Source organism: Methyloradius palustris (genome assembly GCF_019703875.1).
GTDB classification, from domain to species: Bacteria; Pseudomonadota; Gammaproteobacteria; order Burkholderiales; family Methylophilaceae; genus Methyloradius; species Methyloradius palustris.
Genome location: NZ_AP024110.1, coordinates 2,118,561 through 2,140,285, shown reverse-complemented (window position 1 = coordinate 2,140,285; position 21,725 = coordinate 2,118,561). Strand labels below are relative to the sequence as shown.

Below are 21,725 nucleotides of genomic sequence, written 5' to 3'. Positions count from 1 at the left end.
GATAGTAATTCGTGCCAGTTTATAGAAAGCTTGACCTAACAATAGCAAGTTTGTTCAACCGTGCCTTCTGGCATGTTCTATGCTGCTATTACAGGGCTTCAGCACATATTCCTTACAGCAATATCGTAATAAGCCTTAGAATATTAGTAATACTGATGACTTAAACTAAATAGTTAACCACTTGTCAGTATTGAATGAGTGCCTATTAAAACAACAAAAGATCTATAAACAAGAACTAATCGACTCATGATCTCGCTCTACATTTTTGCCAAAAAGTTGGGTAAACAACTACATATCGTATTGTTTATGTGTTTGCTCATTCCTGCCATCACAGATGCTGCAGGCTTAGGTAAGTTAAAAGTGAAGTCTTATCTGGGTGAAACGCTGGATGCCGACATCGAACTAGTCGAGACAAGTGCAGATGAGCTACCTTCGTTAACAGCACGCATCGCTAATAATGATGAATATGTAGCGGCCGGATTGCAAGACAGTGTTGTTCCCACAGGTATTAAAATCAACGCAGTACAGCGTGCAGATGGTGTGAGGATTCTGCATTTAACCAGCACACGCCCAATCAATGAGCCATTTCTTGAGCTCTTAATCAGTGTTAACTCTGAAACTTTGCACTTGGTCAGGCAATACACCATGTTGCTTGATCCGCCTAACAGCAAGCTAGGTGACGATGGTAATCCATTACCAACCAGCACCAATCAACCAGCTGTTGCATCGCGTACTTACGAGATGATTAATCCATCTGGTGCGTCGAATGTTATAGCCCCATCTGCTGCCCAGCCAGCAGCATCAGCTAAAGCCAGAAAAAGAGCTGCCCGTGAGGAGTCTGGTGGTTCAGATACTAGCGGTTCAAATAAGGCTACAGAAGGCTCGCAAGTTACAGAGCAGCTCGCAGAAAAACCAGTAAAAGCCAAGCGCCATGTGCAGCCCATTCAGCCAGAGCCAGTAGAAACCAAGTCAGTAGTAGTCGCGTCGGGTGATGCCCAGACTTACCTGACACAAAAAGGCGATATTTTCGGTAAAGTCGCTCAGCAATACCAGCCTGCAGGTATCAGCCTTAAACACGTCATGGCCGCTTTATATAAAGCGAATCCTGATGCGTTCCTAGATGGTGATATTAACCAGCTTAAAGCGGGGCAAGTGCTGCGTATTCCCGATATTTCGGGCACACAGTTAACCCGTGCGGATACTGATGCGCATAGTAATGAAGTGAAGCCAACAGCAAAAAATACCTCAAATATTTCAACTAAACCAGCAGATGCTAATGCTGGTTATGTGCTCAAAATATCGCCAGGTGATGCAAACCCAAAAAGCGATGAGCAGGATAACAATCAGGCGCGTATCAACCAGTCCGCCCCAAATGCACAAAGCGCCATCTCGGTTGCACAGCCTCCAGTTGCGGCGGTTCCTGTAGAGTCTGCTATTAGTGAAGTGCCTCCACCAGCAGACCCCTTAACACCTCCGCCTGCGCTATCTGTCGCGACGCCACAAGTTCCAGTGCCAGCTATTGCACCCGTCATCACACCACCATCGTTTACCCAAAATTTGTTCAGCAATTTGCAGTGGATATTCATCGGCATGTTGATTCCAGTGAGCATCTTTCTGTTGGTGTTTTTATTGAATAAGCGCCGCCAAGCTAAAATGCGGCGCTTACAAGAGGGTGTATTTGGCAGTATTCAAGCCTCAAAATCCACGCTAGAAAATGCAGATACGATATTCGGCCAAGAAGTCACTTCTACTGATGAAGATGCCGTCAATACTCAGCATGAGTCGCTCCCACAAGCTGTGCATCCGCATGATCAAACCATCATTGATATTGATGAGATCGACCCATTAGTCGAGGCAGAAATCTATATTTCTTACGGCCGTGACGAGCAAGCCGAAAGCATATTGACCCATGCTTTGGAAAGCACGCCAGAGCGCCATGAGCTCTCATATCGATTATTGGTGATCTATGCTGGCCGACACGATCTTGCCTCGTTTGAGCGCTACGCAAAAGCGGTTAAAGAGGCCGCTGAGCGCGGCGCTGAAGAAGATGTAGTGATTTGGGGCAAGGTAGCTATTCTTGGCTCACAACTTGATTCAGAAAATCCACTTTACGATATTGAACACATGCATTCAGACGCGCCAGATGCCGAGCCAGCATTGCCAGCTAGCAATGTAGTAGTACAGCCTGATATCAGTGCTGACGAAGATACAGACCCATTTTCTGAGGCATCCATAGCCACGGCAGAAACGTTGGAGTTCCCACCATTAGAAATGAATACGCCGCCAGCCAAGCGGTTCCAACAACTGGCACCCACAGATCAATTGCCAACGATCGAGCAACATATTGAAGCTAAAGACCATCTTCTGGAGTTTACGCTGCCAGAGCCTGAACTGGTCGTTGTTAAAAAGTCTGGCAAAACCAGCACAAAAAAATAGCCAGCTAAAAGCTGGCTATTGGATCACTTGCGCTTAACTTGTCGCAGCCTTTTCTACATTAAAACTCTCGCCCGTCGCAAAAAAAGCACCGCCAGCGGTGTAATGCACCGTACGCAGTTGATCATGGTCATCAAAATGCCAGCGCCCGTTTGAAAAAACACGCTCATCAGCATAGGCCGCCACGACTTCAGCAATAAACAGATCGTAAGTCTCTTGATTATGCGGCTCGGGTATCACCTTGCACTCCAGCCAGCCTACGCAGCCATCAAGCAATGGCGCATTGATATGCGTGGCTGGCGTGACTGATAAATTCCAGTGTGAAAACTTATCCTGTGACGGCAACTGACTAGCCGAGATTGAGCCCACATTCATGATCACGTCGACTTGCGAACGCGTAGGCAGCGAAATCGCAAAGGTTCCTGAAGCCTCTACCAGCTTGCGTGTACTGCTGGTTTTATCCAGCACGACCAATAATTGCGCAGGGTTAAAATTCAACGGCATATTCCACGCTACGGCCATGATATCGCGCTTACCCTCATGTGCTGCTGACAGTAATACCACTGGGCCATGGTTAAGCAGGCGATAGGCTTTACTTAGTTCTATATGTTTGATCATTGGTAAGTTTCGTTATCTAGCTGGGTTAATTATTGATACAGTTCAATTAAATCTGTTTGAATTAATGACTTTGCTATTAAGAATCCTTGGTAGATATTGACTAGATCAGATTGAGTGAAGAATAAATCTTTCAGTTCAAAGTCCATCAAGTTTTTCTTAATTATTAACAAATCCCAATTGTCCTGATCTGATACATCTACGGCTAAGTAGATTGCTCCTTCATGCGCAATAAAATTTCTATTTTTATCCAATAAAGGAAACCAATCTGTATTTTGATTATTATTTTCGTGAACTACTTTTATTATAGGGGCAGAGTTTTTTCTCGATGTTGCATAACCTGCATGAGTATAGATTTTTGCAATAAATTTTTTTATCAACTCCCAAGTGGCATTCATCTGGAACAAGAATGTTTCAATATCTGCTATTAACTGATATTTGAGAGGATCATCTATAGGGAATGCATATCCTTGTTGTAATTTTGTGAATACATGTAAATCTTCATGATCTTTTATTTTTTCATGAATTTTGCTGACACCCTCATTCATCCTAATAATTACATGAGTAATTATGTTGAGCTTTGTGGAAATGTACACACCCATTTCTCTTGTATCTATATCAATAGCTTTGCATTTTCCTTCAAATTGAGCATTACTGATTGCTGAATAAATCGGCAATAGCCATTGGTCGCCTCTGCGTTCTTCTAAATGTAACCATTTAGTGATTGCCATACATAGCGCCTTAGAAGATATAAAGCTCTAAATTATTAACATGGTTGATAGATCATTTCTGCCAAGCATCCCGCAAAGTCACGGTACGATTAAACACAGGCTTTCCCGCAACGCTGTCTTTCTGATCCGCTACAAAATACCCATGACGCTCAAACTGGAAACGATCTTCTGGTTTTGCATCTTTCAGCGCCAACTCTAGTTGTGCGGTGATGGTGTTGATGGAGTTAGGGTTGATGTCGTCAAGATAGTTCCTATCGCCGGCGCCGGGGTGTGCTTCTTTGAACAGGCGGTCATACAGGCGTACTTCAGTAGCATAGGCATGGGCGGCTGAAACCCAGTGAATATTGCCTTTAACCTTGATTGCATCGGCACCTGGTGTACCAGATTTGGTGTCTGGCAGGTATTCGCAATGTACTGTGGTGACATTGCCTGCGGCGTCTTTTTCAAAGCCCGTGCATTTGACTACATAGCCGTAGCGCAGGCGCACCAAGCCATCGGGGACTAGCCTGAAATAGCCTTTAGTGGGCTCTTCCATGAAGTCTTCGCGCTCTATCCAGAGTTCTTTGGAGAGTTGTACAGTGCGCTTGCCCAGCTCTGGTTTGAGTGGATGGTTGGGAGCGAAGCAATCTTCTGATTGACCTTCAGGGTAGTTATCAATTACCAGTTTGATCGGATCGAGCACAGCAATGCGACGTTCGGCACTTTCATTCAGTGTTTCGCGCATGCAGTCTTCGAGGATGGTGTATTCAATCCATGAATCTGCTTTACTCACGCCAATGCGGTCTGCAAACAGCCTGAAGCCTTCCGGTGTGTAGCCACGGCGGCGTGCGCCAGCCAACGTAGGCAGGCGTGGGTCATCCCAGCCCGAGACGTAATGGCCTTCTACTAGGTCAATCAGCTTGCGCTTTGATAGCACAACGTAAGTGAGGTTGAGGCGGGCGAATTCGTATTGTTTAGGCAGTGGGTCAGCAATCAGGCCGCCATCGCGCAGGTTTTCAAGCAGCCAGTCATAGAATGGGCGTTGGTCTTCAAACTCCAGCGTGCAGATGGAGTGGGTGATGCGCTCCAGTGCATCTTCTACTGGGTGGGCAAAGGTGTACATCGGGTAGATGCACCATTTGTCGCCAGTGTTGTGGTGCGTAGCCCGTTTAATGCGGTAGATGGCAGGGTCGCGCATATTGATGTTGGGCGAAGTCATGTCGATCTTGGCACGTAGAATCATGCTGCCATCTGCGTGTTTGCCATCGCGCATTTCGCGGAATAATTGTAGCGACTCCGTAGCAGGGCGGTTGCGCCAAGGCGAATCTTTACCTGGCTCGGTGAGCGTGCCGCGATTGGCGCGCATTTCATCGGCGGTTTGTTGGTCAATATAAGCGTTGCCAGATTCAATCAGGTATTCAGCCGCGCGGTACATGAAGTCAAAATAATTGCTGGCGTAATACAGGTGTGAACTGCCAAAGGCATTCCAGCCAAAGCCCAGCCATCGTACGGCATCAGTGATGCTATCAACGTATTCCTGTTCTTCTTTTTCTGGGTTGGTGTCATCAAACCGCATGTGGCACACGCCGTTATAATCACGCGCCAAGCCGAAATTCAAGCAGATGGATTTGGCGTGGCCGATGTGGAGATAACCATTAGGCTCAGGGGGAAAGCGCGTGCGTATTTTCGCCGGGTCTGTCGTGCCCGTTGTCTGTTGTGCTGCATCCCCTGGCGCACCTGCCCACGGACGATTAGCATAGGTGCCATGTTCAAGGTCACGTTCAACAATATTGCGAATGAAATTTGAGGCTGGAGGAATCGGGGTTTTATCGGCTGACATATCAATATGCATAAATGAAGTTACATCATTTTACACCGTGCAGCCCCATGAGTGGGCGCTTGCTGCTGTGCTAATATCTGGTTTGAAAAACATTAGCGAATAAAAGTAATTTTTAAGCATTGCATAGATGACACACAGCCTCACATTCCCCATTTTGCGTCGATTATCCGATGGCCGTTTTCATTCAGGTCAGGCGTTGGCTAAGCATTTTAAGGTAACGCGCTCAACCATATGGAATGCGCTGCAAGAAGCTGAGACTTTGGGTGTCTCGATCTTCTCTGTACGCGGCCGAGGCTATCGTTTGCCAGCACCAGTGCACTTGCTGGATAGGGCAAGTGTCATCACTGCGCTGGGCGAGCAGCAAAGCGCTTTTAATATTGAGATTCACGACCAGTTGGAATCGACCAATACCTACCTCATGGAAAAAGCTGCGCAAAATATAGCAGGCGCCACCTGCATTGCTGCTTTGTTGCAAACGCGCGGCCGTGGTCGGCGTGGGCGACTCTGGCAATCAGGGGTTGGCAACAGCCTGACTTTCTCTTTGTTATGGCGATTTCAGTCTGGCGCTGCTGCTTTATCTGGTCTGAGCTTGGCTGTTGGTGTGGCGTTGATCCGCACATTACATGGTTTGGGTATAGCGTCTGCTCAATTGAAATGGCCGAATGATGTATTGATCGGCCACCAGAAACTGGCAGGCATTTTGATTGAGTTGCAGGGCGATATGGATGGCCCGAGCGCCGCAGTGATTGGCATTGGCATCAATCTGCGTATGCCACAGGAGCTACGCAACTGCATAGATCAGCCAGTCATTGATCTGGAAAGCGCTACGCAACAAGATGTGAATCCAAATGAATTACTGGCGTTGCTATTGCAATCTTTGAGTCACGTTTTGCATGATTTTGAACACCATGGTTTTGCCAATCTGCGTGCCGAGTGGACGCAATATCATGCCTACCAGAATAAGCCTGTGCGCTTGCTTTTACCAAATGGTAGCGAGTTGCATGGTGTAGTAAATGGTGTAGCGCCAGATGGCATTTTGCTAGTGAATACTGATAGCGGTGAGCAGCGCTTTTCTGCAGGTGAGATCAGCCTGCGAGGGCTCATATGATATTAGCTATCGACGCAGGAAATACGCGCACTAAATGGGGTGTGTTTGATGCTCAAGGCGCTATGCAGTCAAACGGCGTTTGGCTCAATAGTGAGCTGATGCAATATGAGAACCTGATGGCATGTATTCCGCACGAATGGCAGGCGTGCAAACAGGCAGTCATATCTAATGTCGCAGGCACAAGGCTTGCTACCGTAATCAAGGCTAAGCTCGCGCAACTTAGTATCAGTCAGTGTTGGGTAGTGCCGACCAAACAAGCAGCTAATTTGCTTAATCGTTATGAGTCGCCAGAAAAGCTTGGGAGTGACCGCTGGCTGGCGATGATTGCAGTGAGACATGACTATGTATTACCAGCATTGGTGATTAACGCAGGCACGGCATTGACATTGGACGCACTCGATATAGATAAAACGATGCAAGGCGTATTCCTGGGCGGTTTAATTTTACCCGGCCTGCATTTAATGCAACAAAGCCTGCTTGAAAAGGCGGCAGATTTATCGACATTAGATGTGCAATCTGGCGATTTACAAAGGTTTCCCCTGAATACCCATAGTGCAATCTACTCGGGTGCGCTTAGTGCAATGGCAGGGGCTGTAAAGTCTATGTATAACAAGTTAGAGCAGCATGTTGGACTCGCGCCACTCTGCATTGTGAGCGGGGGCGATGCAGCAATATTGATTGAATGTTTGCAATCAGAATTGCTCATCGACGCAAAGCAGCTGGTACTTGCCGAGCATTTGGTATTAAAAGGTTTGTATTTTTTAGAGCGCTCTTTTGCTGAGGGTTTACCTGTATGAAGTGGTTGTTATGGATACTGTTATTACTCAATGTACTCATGTTGGCTTATTTCAATTTGAGCCAAACACCAGCGGTTGTGCACAGTCAGGGCACTGATTTACATCCCGAAAAAATCATTCTGCTGACGCAGAAAGAGATGGATGACATGCCTAAGCAGGGTGATATGGGTGTCGAAATCAAACCATCAATGCCAATTACAGAAGCGCCCCCAGTGGTCTATAGCTGTTATGAATGGGGCAGTTTCTCGCCAGCCAACCTGCCAAGAGCGCGCAATGTTTTGACCAAGTTTTCACTAGAAGCTACTATGAAGCAAGTGACCTCAATTGAATCTGTGCGATACTGGATTTATGTGCCACCGCTGAAGTCGCCAGAGGCCGCGCAGGCCAAGCTGGAAGAGTTGACTGGTTTGGGCGTGCAAGAGAGTTTTATCGTAAAAGAGCCGCAATGGCGTAATGCCATTTCACTGGGTGTCTTTAAGGATGAGCAATTAGCAGCTAAACTGTTAGAAGATTTAAAAGCGCGTGGTGTCAGGTCAGCAGTCAAAGGCGTGCGTAACAACGAAAAAAGTCAGGCCAGTTTGTTAATCAATCATGTGTCGCCAGAGATGGCGTCGGAGATTAATAAACTCAAGCCAGATTTTGCAGGTAGTGAACTTAAACCGGTATCTTGCCAATAGGAGTTAGCATGGGAATTTTTAAGACAGTATTAAAAAAAGTAGCACTAGCCGCCGCCGTGATTGTTGGCAAACGCGTGATTACTAAAGTATTAGAGGGCGCTGAGGCAAAACCTGCTGTTGAAACTCCTGCACCAAAAGTCGCGAAGGTAGCGCCAGCCAAAAAGGCTGCAGCTAAACCTAAAGCACCAGCAAAAGCCGCAACAACAAAAGCGCCTGCTACCAAAGCACCCGCTAAACCTAAAGTCGCTGCTGCTACAAAGCCGAAACCAGCTGCTAAAAAAGTTGCCAAACCTAAAGTGGTCAAAGCAGCTCCTGTAAAAACAGAAACCCCAGCAACTTAGTAGTCCCTGGGGTTTAAGATGTAATGCTGGGTAATTTCTCAGCGCTTCTTGATGTACAGGTCGGTAATCGTACCTTCCTTCATTTCGGCAGCAAAACAGATCGTTTCAGACAAGGTAGGGTGCGCGTGGATGGTTAAACCCAAGTCATGCGCATCTGCCCCCATTTCAATGGCAAGTACGGCTTCTGCCAGTAATTCGCCAGCATTTACGCCAACAATGCCAGCACCAATCACGCGATGAGTTTCTTTATCGAAAATCAGCTTGGTGCTGCCTTCGGTACGCGCAATCGAAAGGGCACGACCGCTGGCGGCCCAAGGGAATGAGGCTTTTTCAATCTCAATACCTTTAGCTTTGGCTTCAGTTTCCGTGATGCCTGCCCATGCCACTTCAGGGTCGGTATAAGCCACAGATGGAATCACCATAGCCTGGAACTCAACCTTGTGGCCAGCAATCACTTCTGCGGCAACTTTGCCCTCATGAGTGGCTTTGTGTGCCAGCATAGGCTGTCCGACGATGTCACCGATGGCAAAGATGTGAGGCACATTGGTGCGCATCTGTTTATCCACGGCGATAAAGCCACGGTCATCGACTGCTACTCCAGCTGATTCCGCACCGATATTCTTGCCATTTGGTTTGCGGCCTATAGACACGAGTACACGGTCATAAAGTTGAGCATCTTTAGGTGCAGAACCATTTTCAACACCTTGGCCCTCAAAGCTGACATGAATGCCGTCTTTTTTGGCTTCGATCTTGGCGACTTTGGTTGAAAGCATGATGCTTTCAAAGCGTTTCTCCATGCGCTTCTGCAAAGGGCGCACTAGGTCACGGTCGCAACCAGTGATCAGGCCATCCATGAATTCAACCACGCTGACCTTAGTGCCAAGAGCATCATATACTGTGCCCATTTCTAGGCCGATGATGCCGCCGCCAATCACCAGCATACGTTTAGGAATGTCGGCCAGCGCCAGCGCACCAGTGGAATCCATGATGCGATCATCTTCTGGCGCACCTGGAAATTTGGTGGCTTGTGAGCCTGCGGCGATAATTGCATTCTCAAAACCTACAGTGGTGACTTTGCCGTCAGCCCCAGTAACGGCAATTTGATTCGGGCTGGTAAATTTACCTAGGCCAGTAACTACGGTTACGCCGCGTTGTTTGGCCATTGCTGCCAAGCCGCCAGTGAGCTTTCCAACCACATCGTTAGCTTTCCAGTTGCGCAGGGTATCTAAGTCAATCTTGGGTGCACTAAAACTCACGCCATGATGTGCGGTTTCTTCAGCTTCTGTGATCACTTTGGCTGTATGCAATAGCGCTTTGGAGGGAATGCAGCCTACGTTCAAGCAAACACCACCTAGCGTGGCGTAACGCTCAATCAGAACAACTTGTAAACCTAAGTCTGCGGCGCGGAACGCAGCAGTGTAGCCACCAGGGCCTGAGCCTAAGACAACGACTTGGGTATTGATATCGCTGCTGCCAGTTGCCACGATTGCTTGCGTAGGTGCGGCAACTGCTGCAGCTTGAGGCGCTGGAGCTTCTGTTTTTGCAGGAGTAGCTGTTGCAGAGGCTTCTGCTTCAACCAGCAGAATTAATGACCCTTTAGCCACTTTATCGCCTACTTTGATCTTAACTTCTTTTACAGTGCCAGACTGGGAAGAGGGGATATCCATCGACGCTTTGTCAGACTCTACCGTAATCAGAGAGTCTTCTTTTGCGATCACATCGCCAGCTTTTACCAGTACTTCAATCACATCGACACTCTCGAAATTGCCGATGTCTGGCACTAATACTTCAACTAAATTACTCATGTTCTATCCTTAACAAACAAGCCTGCTTTCAGGCTTTATCTGCATTTATTTGTAATGGCTTGAGTTATTAATACTTTAGAGCAGCAAGCGGCGAACGTCGGATAGCATCATCCGCAAGTGGCTGGTAAAGCGCGCGCCATCTGCACCGTCGATCACGCGATGGTCATAAGAGAGCGATAGCGGCAAGATCAGGCGTGGCTCAAAGCTCTTGGTTTTTGCATCATAAACTGGCTGGAAGCTGGAGCGTGACACACCTAGAATCGCCACTTCTGGGCAATTGATAATCGGCGTGAACATGGTGCCACCGATACCACCGAGGCTGGAGATGGTGAAGCAGCCGCCTTGCATTTCTTCCACTTTAAGTTTGCGTTCGCGTGCCTTGGCGGAGAGGTCAGCCAAATCACGTGCAATATCCATTACGTCCTTGGTATTCACATCACGCACCACGGGCACTACCAAGCCATCTGGTGTATCGCAGGCAAAGCCTATGTTGTAATACTGCTTTAAGATCAGGCTATCGCCTTCTGGTGAAAGTGAGGCATTGTAGTTAGGATAGGTGCGCAATGCATTCACTACGGCTTTCATGAGGAAAGCCAGCAGTGTCAGTTTGACGCCACGTTTTTCAGCATCGGCCACCATGGATTTACGAAAATCTTCCAGGTCGGTAATGTCAGCCTCATCAAACTGCGTAACATGCGGTGCAGTGACCCAGTTCCGATGCAGGTTAGCACCAGAAAGTTTCTTGATGCGTGACAATGGTTTGATCTCGGTACCACCAAACTGACTGTAATCAATCACTGGCATCGGCAATGTTGTAAGGCCTGAACCACTGTTTTCGGAGCGCGGTTTTGCGAGCTCGCCTTTAACAAAGGCTTGTACATCAGCTTGCAGAATCCTGTTTTTGCTGCCGCTACCACTGACTAGCGCCAAATTCACGCCCAGTTCACGTGCAAATTTGCGCACTGAAGGGCTCGCATGAGCGAGCTTGCCTGAAGCGCCTACTGCAGTTGCCGCGACTGGATTTGGTGTTGCTTTTGGCTGTATGACCTGAGGTACTTCAGCGACCTTGAGGCTAGGCTCTGGAATGGCAACTGGTTTGTCATCAACTTTGACCGCAGAGACCACAGGTGTGGTTGATGGCTGTGCCGCAGGTTTTCCTGCTGTTGCTGCGCCTTCTGCAGCATCCAGCAACAGGATCAACACGCCTTGCTTGATCTTGTCGCCTACCTTGATTTTGACTTCCTTCACCGTGCCGCCAAATGGCGCAGGGATGTCCATAGATGCCTTGTCAGACTCCAATGTTAGCAGCGAGTCATCTTTAGCAATGACATCGCCAGCTTTCACCAGCACTTCAATCACATCAACGCTATCAAAATTACCAATATCGGGGACGAGAACTTCTTTAATTGCCATGTTTTTATCGTTTCCAGTATTCAACTAAAGGTTAAACCAAGCCACTAGCGTGGTTCAGCACTAAATAGTGGTTGGGTTAGCACGGTTAATATCAATATTATATTTCTTGATAGCTTCAGTCGCCTTGCTCGCTGGCAGTTTGCCGTCGTCTGCCAGCGCCTTCAATGCGGCTAATACGATGTAGTAGCGATCAATTTCAAAGAAACTACGCAACGCTTCGCGTGAATCAGAGCGGCCATAGCCATCAGTACCCAGTGCAACAAAGCGGTTGGGGATGAAGTTGCGAATCTGGTCGGCAAATGAGCGCATATAGTCAGTAGAAGCAATCACTGGGCCTTCAGCCTTGCTCAGCAACTTGCCAACATAGGTTTCTTTCTGTTTTTTCTCAGGGTTGAGCAAGTTCCAGCGCTCTACATCCATGCCTTCGCGGCGCAGCTCGGTAAAGCTGGTAGCACTCCAGACATCGGCGGATACGCCCCAGTCTTTTTCCAGCAATGCGCCAGCAGCAATCACTTCGCGCAGGATCACGCCGCTACCCATTAACTGTACCTTGGGGCCTTTGGCTTTTGATTTGCTGAAAGAATACATACCTTTGAGTATGCCTTCAGCGCTATCTTTAGGCATTTCTGGATGGCTGTAGTTCTCGTTCATCAGGGTGATGTAGTAGTAAACATCTTCCTGGTTCTGCACCATGCGGCGCAGGCCTTCCTGGATAATCACGGCCAGTTCATAAGCAAATGTCGGGTCGTAAGACACGCAGTTGGGGATGGTGGCAGACATTAGGTGGCTATGGCCATCTTCGTGCTGCAAGCCTTCGCCATTTAGCGTTGTACGACCAGCGGTAGCACCTAGCAAGAAGCCGCGCGCACGTGAGTCACCGGCTGCCCAGGCAAAGTCGCCAATTCGCTGGAAGCCGAACATGGAGTAGTAGATGTAGAACGGAATCATCTGCACGCCGGTCACGCTGTACGAGGTTGCTGCGGCTAACCAGCTAGCGAATGAGCCAGCTTCGTTGATGCCTTCTTCCAGAATCTGGCCGTCTTTAGACTCCTTGTAGTACATCACCTGGTCAGAGTCCATAGGTTCGTACAACTGGCCTACTGAAGAGTAGATGCCTAGCTGACGGAACATGCCTTCCATACCGAAAGTACGTGCTTCATCCGGCACGATAGGCACCACATATTTGCCGATCTGCTTATCGCGTACCAATGTGGAGAGGATGCGCACGAACGCCATGGTGGTAGAGATTTCACGGTCACCCGTTGCACCCAGCATGTTCTCGAATGCTGATAGCTCAGGCACGGTCAGTTCATTACCTTTACGGCGACGCTTGGGCACATGGCCCCCCATCGCGGTGCTGCGCTCAGCCAGGTATTGCAACTCTGGTGAATCTGCCGCAGGTTTGTAGTACGAGAGGCTTTCGACTTGCTCATCAGTTAATGGCAGGTCGAAACGATCACGGAATTTCTTCAGTGAGTCGATATCCATGCTCTTCTGCTGGTGGGTAATGTTCTGGCCTTCGCCTGCATCGCCCATGCCGTAGCCCTTGACGGTCTTGGCTAGGATAACGGTAGGCTGACCTTTATGTTTAGTCGCTGCGGCATAAGCTGCATACACTTTATGCGGATCATGGCCACCACGGTTCAGGCGCCAGATATCCTGGTCGCTCATGGCGGCTACCATTTCCTTCAATTCAGGGTACTTGCCGAAGAAGTGTTCACGTGTGTAAGCGCCACCCTTGGCCTTGAAGTTCTGGTACTCGCCGTCCACGCATTCTTCCATGCGTTTTTTGAGCAGACCGTCTTTGTCCATCGCCAACAATGGATCCCAGTAAGAGCCCCAGATCACTTTCAACACATTCCAGCCAGAACCGCGGAAATTGGATTCCAGTTCCTGGATGATCTTGCCATTGCCGCGCACTGGGCCGTCTAGGCGTTGTAAATTACAGTTGATGACAAAAATCAAGTTATCCAGTTTCTCACGTGAAGCTAGTGAAATAGCGCCTTGTGACTCAGGCTCGTCCATTTCACCATCACCGCAGAATACCCAGACTTTACGGTCTGAAGTATCCGCAATGCCGCGATCATGAATGTACTTGAGGAAGCGTGCCTGATAAATACCAGCCAAAGGACCTAGACCCATGGATACGGTTGGGAACTGCCAGAAGTCTGGCATCAGCCATGGATGCGGGTAGCTGGAAATGCCCTTGCCACCAGTTTCCTGGCGGAAGTTATCAAGCTGTTCTTCGCTGATGCGGCCTTCAAGGAAAGCACGTGCGTAAACACCAGGGGAGGAATGACCCTGGAAATAAATACAGTCGCCGCCAAAACTTTCATTGGCAGCGCGGAAAAAGTGGTTAAAGCCTACGTCATATAAAGTAGCAGCAGACTGGAAACTTGCAATATGACCACCAACACCAGGCGATTTCTCATTGGCGCGCAATACCGTCATGATTGCGTTCCAGCGCACCAGCGCACGGATGCGGCGTTCCATCTCAGGGTTGCCAGCTAATGGCGCCTGCAGATTGGTGGGGATGCTATTTACGTAAGCAGTCGTTGCGTTGTAAGGCAGGTAGGCGCCAGAGCGTCTTGCCTTGTCAATCAGGGTTTCAAGTAAGAAATGCGCGCGTTCAGGTCCCTCGTTCTCAAGTACCGCTGCGATAGCATCGAGCCATTCGTGGGTTTCTTGAGGATCAATATCGGGGGTTAATGCCATGTGTGAGTCTCCGGGAAGCTGTCGTCTATTTGCTAGGAAATCCTAGACAGGATATTTAAGATTCGGGGCTATGGGTATAATCAACCTCAAATCTGCTTGCTAAAACTTTGTGTTCAGTCTGGTTGATTAGTCAATCTCTTTGCGCCGCTCACTTTTGGTAGCTGGCAAAGGTTGTAGTTTGGCTTTTTTGCCTATTTTGGTCAAGTTTACTGAATGTTCTTGATGCGCTTTTGTCGCACTTTTGAGTTACTTAATGATTGCTAAAGGGATGTTATGTCGTTACAACTGAAACAATCTGCCTTGCCAGCAGATGAAAAATCTCTATCTGAGTTTAAACATATCGTGCTGGTCTTGCCAGCTGGTCGCCCACAGGGCCTGCCCTTCAGTGATTTATTAGACGCCAGACTCAAGCGCAGCAATACAAAATATTCTGACTTGGCTAAGACTCCGATCACATTTGATTTGCCAGAGGGCACCATGGCAAGTTGGGTAGTGCTTGAAGAAAAGCTCTCACCATTTCAGCGTCACACACAATTACGTAAAGCTATTAAACCTTTGCTGGACGAAAAGCCGCAGGCATTGGCCATTGCTGTGTTTGGTGATGAGTCAGTTCGCCGGCATACAGCACAAGACGCCTTCTATGTTGCGGCAGTCAATGCGACTGCGTTAACGAATAGCAAGAAAAAATCTGCTAAGAAGGCACGTGAACTGAAAAGTATCAGTGTGTTTGGCTACGCTGACGCTAAAGCATTTTCTGACATTCAGGCAAAAGCTGCAGGCAACTTATTAACCCGACAACTCAGCATCTTGCCGCCCAACCAACTGACGCCCACTATTTACCGTGAAAAAATCGCCAAGCTGGCAAAAACCAATGGCTGGCAACATGAAGAATTCGATTTTAAGAAGCTGCGTAAATTAGGTGCAGGTGCCTTTGTTGCGGTAGCGCAAGGGTCTGATCCGCAAGATGCCGCTATTGTTCATCTGACCTACTCACCCAAGGGTGCAAAAAAACATATTGCTTTGGTAGGCAAGGGCATCTGTTTTGATACAGGCGGGCACAATCTCAAGCCAGCAAAATATATGCATGGTATGCATGAAGACATGAATGGCTCAGCCGTTGCGCTGGGTATTCTGCAAGCTGCTACAGAGGCAAAGCTACCCATCAAAATAGATTGCTGGCTGGCTATCACGCAAAATCATATTGGCCCTTTGGCATATAAACAGAATGATGTAGTCACCGCATTAAACGGCACCACCATAGAAATTGTGCATACCGATGCTGAAGGGCGCATGGTGTTGGCGGATACGCTCACCTTGGCTTCACGCGAGAAACCTGAATTCATCATGGATTTCGCAACCCTCACTGGCAGTATGTACGTGGCGCTAGGCAATCGCGCCAGTGGCATTATCGGTAACCGTCCAGAACTACTTACCAAGGCCGTGGATATTGGCATACAGGCCGGTGAGCGCGTATATGTTTTGCCGTTTGACGAAGATTATGAAGATGATCTGGAAAGCGATATCGCTGATATCAAACAATGCACCCTTGAAGGTGGCGCAGACCACACCCTCGCCGCAAGATTTTTAGCCAAATTTATTGAAGGTGATATTCCATGGGTACACGTTGATTTATCCTCTTATAGCTGTAAAGGCGGCTTGGGTGCGGTGACTACAGAGACAAACGGTTTTGGTGTCGCTTTCGGGTTTGATTTGCTGAAGCGCGAATTCATCTAAATTGGCCGTGGTCACCATTTCAGATGCTGAAGTTGAAATCACCGCCATTCGAGCGCAGGGTGCCGGCGGCCAGAACGTCAATAAAGTATCTAGCGCAATTCATTTGCGTTTTGATATTACGGCTTCATCATTAGACGATGAGATTAAGCAGCGTTTATTGGAATTACGAGATCAGCGGATTACGCGTGAGGGTGTTATCGTCATCAAAGCCCAAGTTTATCGCAGCCGCGAGATGAATTATCAAGATGCGTTTCGCCGCCTGCATGAACTGGTGAATAGTGTGGCAGTATTGCCAAAGTTGCGATTGCCCAGCAGGCCAAGCCGAAGCCACATTCGTAAACGGCTTGAAGGCAAGGCGCATCGCGCAGCCGTTAAATCATTGCGTGGCCGAGTGTTTGATTAAACCTATCGGCTAACTGAAAGAAAAAAATAAAACACGATCAACGTGTTGTTTACTGAGGAGCAGTGATGCAATCTTTATCACAAGGTCAGGATCTATCCTGGCTAGATATTTTCCCTGATCTCGCTGGGCTGGAAACTTCAGCGCGTGAGCTGTTGAGTAAATCGGCGCGCATGGTTGAGGCGCTAGTGGGTACGATTGGGTATCGAGAGGGCGTGCCCTGCAACGCTTATGTTATGCGGCTTGCGGGGCAGTCTCGGGTTTATAAAATCTCCGCTGGCGGCCGAGAAATTCTGTTGTATCGCGTTGGTGCTGGTGAAACCTGTGTGTTAACCACTACCTGCTTACTTGGCCGCAGCGATTATCCTGCCGAAAGCGTGGTCGAGAAAGACATCCGTGATGTGGTGATTCCAGCGGCAAGCTTTCATCAATTGATGGTTGAGTCCGCAGTGTTTCGCCAATTTGTGATGAATAACTATGGCGCGCTCATCAGCGACTTAATTGTATTGCTTGATGAAGTCGCTTTCCAGAATCTTGAGATTCGCCTTGCTAAGTTATTGTTGGATTCTGAAGGCGGCAACATTACTCGCACTCACCAGCAGCTTGCTGATGAGCTTGGTACTGCGCGTGAAGTAGTGAGCCGCCAACTTAAGCGCTTTGAACAAAAAGGCTGGGTATCGCTAGGCCGCGGCCATCTTGAGCTAGTGAACCGCAGCGCTTTGCTTCATCTGTGCCAGATTGGCACACATTAAAGCCTGCTTTTCTGCTTTGGCGTGGATGATTAATTCGGCATCAGTATATTCAGCTTCTTTATTAGGGTTGTTATTCAGGGCTGACTGGCAGTCATGGCACTTACCTTTAACAGTCGCCCAGCCCTTAACACTAGATAAGCCTTTTACATCTTTGAATGTAGCGCTATCCACAATGGCATCCGTTAAGTTAGCGCCTGTGAGGTCTGCCCCAGTTAAATCCGCTTGGCTTAAATCGGCACGGTAAAGGTTGGTATTACTCAAGTTGGCATTGCGTAAATCAGCAAAGCTGAAGTTGGCGATATTGAGGTCAGCGCCTGCAAAGTTGGTATTAGCAAACTTGCCGCCTACAGAATCAAACTTCATTTGCCCCATTGGTTGATTACCTACATCCAAGCCGAATTTGCCATTTTTAACGTTAGCATCGCTAATATCGACAGCGCCCAGCGTACCTATCATGCGAGCATTGGTGAGGTTGGCGCCTTTGAAATTGGTTTTATCAAAAATCGCCTGAAAGATAATCGCGTTGGTTAAGTCTGCACCGCTTAAATTGGTGTTTTCCAATCGGGCCAGATTGAGGTAAGCGCCTTGCATATTGGTGCCGCTAAGATCAGCGCCTCGTAAATAAGCCCCAAAAAAGCTGGTATTCACCATTTTGCAATGGCGCAAATCCATCTTGTCGAACTCGAGGTAACCTAAATCTTTATTGGATAGATCGCAGGTTTTGCTATTGATGATGACCAATGCTTGTTCTTGTGTGATTTTGTCGCGGCTGGCTTCTTCAGCTGGCTGTGCCATCGGCATGGCCATTTCTGGCTTTTTATCGTAGAACGCTTCTGCTTTCATGATGGTGGCTTTGGGGTCAGCTAGAAAAGCTGCTTTTGAGCCTTCGCTGCCGAAGCAATAAGTCTTGCCTTGGTATTCGGTTTTGATTGAACAATCTGTTGGTACGACTAATTTATTGCCCAAGCTGGTGGTGCAGTTCTTGTTAAATTCTGCTGCAAAAAGGTTACCAGATAAGCTAAGTGTAATTGCAACTAATAATGCCGATAAATTAAAGCGCTTCATGATTGTTCTCCACCGAATTTGTATAAGTATTATTTTAATTAAGAGATACTTTTAGGTATGCCAAACTCAAGTATCTTCGCCCTTATGACAATCTTCAGTAACCGAAGTTACATAAGCGTAAATTTAGTTGGATCAATTATTTATTTTAGTAAGCACGCAGCTAACTTGAGTAGCAAGCCTTGATAGCGCTGGCTGTTAATGGCGGCTTGCAGTTGCTCGTTTTCAGAGGTCTTTTCGCACAGCTCTTGTAGCCATTCCAACTCTGATAATAACAATTTCTGCTCGTTTTTAGCACTTGAAGTAATCAAATGACTTAATCGATTGGCCGCTGATTTTATAAGGATTGGCGTATCGTCATTTGAATTTTTGAGCCCATCTTGTAACGCTTGCAGACAATCCCAAGGGATTTCTAAATGGTTGTTGGGTGGCACAGATGCAGCTGATTTAAAAGGTATTGAGCGGAAATACGCGTAGCCATATTCTGCCTTGCTGGTGTTTTCTATCGTTAATGGAATATCTTGTTGTAAGGCGATGGCCAGCGTAAACACATCACTTGGATTGCCCTGTTTTAATTCAAGCTCAATCTCGGAAATATCTGACTCGGTGGCAATTGCTTTATCAGATTGGGAGTGAATAATCAGTTTGCCGATATCAAGTGCCAGTTCTATCTGGCTGGTTTCATAGGCAAGTTGCCACTCTGTACGATTGACATCGGTAGTGAAAATCGGTTTAAGTGCTTGGCGTAGTTCAAGGTCAGCAAATATTGCGGCGAGACTTGGTTCGGTGATTTTAGAAAAATCAGGTTCTGGGCCTGAGATAATATCTTCCCACTCCATACGCTGGTGCAGGCCGGCTACAGAGCTGCCCGTGCTTTTTACCGCCTGAAACCAGCCGCCAGACATGCTGCGCACGCGCAGGCTGATGCCAGCGTCAAGTAATTGCAGCATCGGTGTGTCGTAATAGACGCTGATTAGTCTTCTGGTCTGTGGCGGGCTAAATAAACTTTTTTGAATGCTGGGGTGCTTGAATAAAGTGGGTGCATCAACTTCTGCAATCCGTAGCTTTAGTTCTATTTCATTCAGGCCAGGCTGATGCTGCGCCTCATTTTGCATGGCTGTCAGCGTTAATGAGCCAATGTAGCAGCGGTGCCCATTGTTGCAAATCACGTGCAACTTGCGCGGGGCGCATATCAAAAATACTGAGGCCATGCTCGGCCACCAATGGGTAAATTTGCGCGTCACGTAAATTGCCCAGAATGGGGAATCCGCTTTTTTCTAGATAGGTTTGTAGCTTGAGTGCCGAGCGGGTGCGGCTATCAATACGCATACCAACGACAGCCACAAATGTACGCGCCTTACGCACGGCTTTTTCATCCCGCAGTATTTGCAAAAAATCTTCAGCGGCACCGATATCAAAAGCAGAGGGCTGAATCGGCACAATGACCCAGTCAGCAAGCTTCACTGCATCGCTTAATTTATCGCCATGCAAGCCTGCGCCTGAGTCAATAATGGTCCAGTCAGCGCTTAGGCTATCAGTATGCTTGCCCCTGCCATTCAAGCCGTGAATTAGCGCAACATTGTCTGGGCGTCGCTCCAGCCAATCCAGGGCAGAGCGCTGCCTATCCATGTCCGACAGCACCACGTGCTTGCCACGCGTTGCAAAATAGCCTGCCAGATTAGTAGCGATGGTGGTTTTACCGCTGCCCCCTTTCGGGTTGGCGATTAGAATACTTCTCAAACTGGTTTCTCCAACGATATTCGTTTTAATTCTGTTTGATGGCTTCTACTTGTATGGAAAGCTTCACTTCAGGCAAAAATCTCGGCAGGCCAAATGTCAGGCCGAAATCAGCACGATTAAATGTGGTAGATGCATCAGCGCCACACACTTCACGTTTGAGCATCGGGTGGTCTATGCATTTGAATTTATTAATGGTCAAAGTCACAGGTTTGGTCACGCCCAGCAAGGTCAGCTCACCCTCTACTGAAGCTGGTACGCCATCTTTAAAAGTAATAGATTTGCTTTTGTAATTAGCTGTTGGGAATTTTTCAACATTGAACATATCTTCAGACTTGGCATGCTCATTCATCTTGTCATGGCCAAAGTCTATGCTGGTGGTATCAATCACAATATCCACTGTGCCTGTCTTGGCATCGCGGTCAAGGGTAATGTTGCCGCTGGTTTTGTCGAACTTGCCACGCCAGACAGAAAGGCCGCCAAAGTGATCTGCCTCAAAACTGGGGTAAGTATGGTTCGGGTCTATTTTATAGGTGTCCGCTGCCAAGCCTAAGCTGCTGTGGCTTGCGATTAAAACCAGCGCGAATGCGCTAAACGCTACTTTTAAATTCATCTGGTTAACCCTCTGGCATTGGTCATGGTGGTTTGTGAGTTGGTGTTGAATTAACTGCGCCAGAATATCACAGATGAAAGATATTGGACTCAGCCAGGTTTCGCTAGACTTTATAAAAATAAAAAGCCAGAACAAGTCTGGCTTTTTATTATGTTGCTAATACTCGGAGCTATTAACCATACTGATTGATTAACCGAATTTACCTGTAATGTAATCTTCAGTTTCTTTACGGGTTGGGTTGGTGAATATCTTGTCAGTATCGCCAAACTCAATCAGTTCGCCCAAGTACATATAGGCGGTTGAATCAGACACACGGGCAGCTTGTTGCATGTTGTGGGTCACGATCACAATCGTGTATTCAGACTTCAGTTCGTTGATCAACTCTTCGATACGCGCTGTAGAGATTGGGTCAAGTGCAGAGCAAGGTTCATCCAGCAATAAGACATCTGGCTTTACCGCAATGCCGCGTGCAATGCACAGGCGTTGTTGCTGGCCGCCTGAAAGACTCGCGCCGTTCTGGTTTAGCTTGTCTTTCACTTCATTCCACAATGCAGCTTTTTTCAATGCCCATTCAACACGCTGGTCCATCTCTACGCGAGAAAGCCTTTCATACAGCTTGATACCGTAAGCAACGTTGTCATAAATCGACATGGGGAATGGCGTAGGTTTCTGGAATACCATGCCAACACGGGCTCTTAGTCGATTTAAGTCTTGTTTAGCATCAAGAATGTTTTGACCATCTAGTAGAATCTCACCCTCTGCGCGCAGTTTTGGATATAGCTCATACATGCGGTTAAACGTGCGCAACAAAGTTGATTTGCCACAGCCAGAAGGGCCAATGAATGCAGTGACCTTGCCTGAGGCAATGTTGAGATTGATGTTTTTCAACGCATGAAATTTGCCATAATAAAAATTCAGGTTGTTCGTGACAATTTTTGGTACTTCAATAGTAGTAGACATATTAATTCCTAAA

Annotated in this window: 19 protein-coding genes; 8 read left to right on the top strand and 11 right to left on the bottom strand. The window is 47.7% G+C overall.

The window, feature by feature from the left end:
- Positions 1-246 precede the first annotated feature (246 nt).
- The gene (locus ZMTM_RS10250) at positions 247-2,436 is read left to right on the top strand and encodes a type IV pilus assembly protein FimV (RefSeq protein ID WP_221763760.1); all 2,190 of its coding nucleotides are present in this window, start codon (positions 247-249) and stop codon (positions 2,434-2,436) included.
- 33 nt (positions 2,437-2,469) lie between these two features.
- Here ZMTM_RS10250 and ZMTM_RS10245 read toward each other — a convergent pair whose 3' ends face one another.
- Genes ZMTM_RS10245 through ZMTM_RS10235 form a run of 3 tightly spaced genes read right to left on the bottom strand, consistent with a single transcriptional unit; the run spans position 2,470 to position 5,598 of the window.
- A complete protein-coding gene (locus tag ZMTM_RS10245) occupies positions 2,470-3,051 on the bottom strand; it encodes a flavin reductase family protein (protein WP_221763759.1) in 582 nt (193 codons plus the stop codon).
- Positions 3,052-3,080: 29 nt separating this feature from the next.
- A complete protein-coding gene (locus ZMTM_RS10240; RefSeq protein ID WP_221763758.1) occupies positions 3,081-3,779 on the bottom strand; it encodes a hypothetical protein in 699 nt (232 codons plus the stop codon).
- A 52-nt stretch (positions 3,780-3,831) separates the two neighbouring features.
- The gene (locus ZMTM_RS10235) at positions 3,832-5,598 is read right to left on the bottom strand and encodes a glutamine--tRNA ligase/YqeY domain fusion protein (RefSeq protein ID WP_221763757.1); all 1,767 of its coding nucleotides are present in this window, start codon (positions 5,596-5,598) and stop codon (positions 3,832-3,834) included.
- Between the two features lie 127 nt (positions 5,599-5,725).
- On the opposite strand from ZMTM_RS10235, the gene birA reads away from it, so the two are divergent.
- The 4 genes from birA to ZMTM_RS10215 are packed head-to-tail and all read left to right on the top strand — an operon-like array spanning position 5,726 to position 8,521.
- Entirely contained in the window at positions 5,726-6,706 is a 981-nt protein-coding gene (birA, locus tag ZMTM_RS10230) for a bifunctional biotin--[acetyl-CoA-carboxylase] ligase/biotin operon repressor BirA (RefSeq protein ID WP_221763756.1), read from the top strand.
- Positions 6,703-7,503 (top strand): type III pantothenate kinase, encoded by an 801-nt coding sequence (locus ZMTM_RS10225; RefSeq protein WP_221763755.1) that lies wholly within the window; start codon positions 6,703-6,705, stop codon positions 7,501-7,503. Before birA ends, ZMTM_RS10225 begins: the two co-directional genes overlap by 4 nt.
- The gene (locus ZMTM_RS10220; RefSeq protein WP_221763754.1) at positions 7,500-8,180 is read left to right on the top strand and encodes an SPOR domain-containing protein; all 681 of its coding nucleotides are present in this window, start codon (positions 7,500-7,502) and stop codon (positions 8,178-8,180) included. Before ZMTM_RS10225 ends, ZMTM_RS10220 begins: the two co-directional genes overlap by 4 nt.
- An 8-nt stretch (positions 8,181-8,188) precedes the next feature.
- Positions 8,189-8,521 carry a hypothetical protein gene (locus tag ZMTM_RS10215; RefSeq protein ID WP_221763753.1) on the top strand — a complete coding sequence of 111 codons (333 nt, stop codon included), beginning with the start codon at positions 8,189-8,191 and terminating at the stop codon, positions 8,519-8,521.
- A gap of 38 nt (positions 8,522-8,559) precedes the next feature.
- On the opposite strand, the gene lpdA is transcribed toward ZMTM_RS10215, so the two are convergent.
- The 3 genes from lpdA to aceE all read right to left on the bottom strand — a co-directional run bounded on the left by lpdA (position 8,560) and on the right by aceE (position 14,454).
- Positions 8,560-10,326: a dihydrolipoyl dehydrogenase gene (gene lpdA / locus ZMTM_RS10210; protein ID WP_221763752.1), complete on the bottom strand. Its 1,767-nt coding sequence runs from the start codon at positions 10,324-10,326 to the stop codon at positions 8,560-8,562.
- 75 nt (positions 10,327-10,401) lie between these two features.
- Positions 10,402-11,739 carry a dihydrolipoyllysine-residue acetyltransferase gene (gene aceF, locus ZMTM_RS10205; RefSeq protein WP_221763751.1) on the bottom strand — a complete coding sequence of 446 codons (1,338 nt, stop codon included), beginning with the start codon at positions 11,737-11,739 and terminating at the stop codon, positions 10,402-10,404.
- Positions 11,740-11,799: 60 nt separating this feature from the next.
- Positions 11,800-14,454 (bottom strand): pyruvate dehydrogenase (acetyl-transferring), homodimeric type, encoded by a 2,655-nt coding sequence (gene aceE / locus ZMTM_RS10200; protein WP_221763750.1) that lies wholly within the window; start codon positions 14,452-14,454, stop codon positions 11,800-11,802.
- Between the two features lie 273 nt (positions 14,455-14,727).
- Here aceE and ZMTM_RS10195 point away from each other — a divergent pair, with 273 nt between their 5' ends.
- The 3 genes from ZMTM_RS10195 (at position 14,728) to ZMTM_RS10185 (ending at position 17,340) form a co-directional block, all read left to right on the top strand.
- The gene (locus tag ZMTM_RS10195; protein WP_221763749.1) at positions 14,728-16,188 is read left to right on the top strand and encodes a M17 family metallopeptidase; all 1,461 of its coding nucleotides are present in this window, start codon (positions 14,728-14,730) and stop codon (positions 16,186-16,188) included.
- A gap of 7 nt (positions 16,189-16,195) precedes the next feature.
- A complete protein-coding gene (gene arfB / locus ZMTM_RS10190; RefSeq protein WP_221763748.1) occupies positions 16,196-16,591 on the top strand; it encodes an alternative ribosome rescue aminoacyl-tRNA hydrolase ArfB in 396 nt (131 codons plus the stop codon).
- 65 nt (positions 16,592-16,656) lie between these two features.
- Positions 16,657-17,340, top strand: a complete 684-nt coding sequence (locus ZMTM_RS10185; RefSeq protein ID WP_221763747.1) for a Crp/Fnr family transcriptional regulator — start codon at positions 16,657-16,659, stop codon at positions 17,338-17,340.
- Here the strand turns inward: ZMTM_RS10185 and ZMTM_RS10180 are convergent.
- The 5 genes from ZMTM_RS10180 to pstB all read right to left on the bottom strand — a co-directional run bounded on the left by ZMTM_RS10180 (position 17,290) and on the right by pstB (position 21,712).
- A complete protein-coding gene (locus ZMTM_RS10180) occupies positions 17,290-18,405 on the bottom strand; it encodes a pentapeptide repeat-containing protein (RefSeq protein WP_221763746.1) in 1,116 nt (371 codons plus the stop codon). The genes ZMTM_RS10185 and ZMTM_RS10180 overlap by 51 nt on opposite strands.
- A 140-nt stretch (positions 18,406-18,545) precedes the next feature.
- Complete coding sequence (locus tag ZMTM_RS10175) at positions 18,546-19,517, bottom strand: CYTH domain-containing protein (protein ID WP_221763745.1); 972 nt, start codon at positions 19,515-19,517, stop codon at positions 18,546-18,548.
- On the bottom strand, positions 19,507-20,142 hold the full coding sequence (locus ZMTM_RS10170) for a ParA family protein (RefSeq protein ID WP_221763744.1): 636 nt from the start codon (positions 20,140-20,142) through the stop codon (positions 19,507-19,509). Before ZMTM_RS10170 ends, ZMTM_RS10175 begins: the two co-directional genes overlap by 11 nt.
- 25 nt (positions 20,143-20,167) lie before the next feature.
- Positions 20,168-20,752 (bottom strand): YceI family protein, encoded by a 585-nt coding sequence (locus ZMTM_RS10165; RefSeq protein WP_221763743.1) that lies wholly within the window; start codon positions 20,750-20,752, stop codon positions 20,168-20,170.
- A gap of 189 nt (positions 20,753-20,941) precedes the next feature.
- On the bottom strand, positions 20,942-21,712 hold the full coding sequence (pstB, locus tag ZMTM_RS10160) for a phosphate ABC transporter ATP-binding protein PstB (protein ID WP_221763742.1): 771 nt from the start codon (positions 21,710-21,712) through the stop codon (positions 20,942-20,944).
- Between the last annotated feature and the right edge of the window lie 13 nt (positions 21,713-21,725).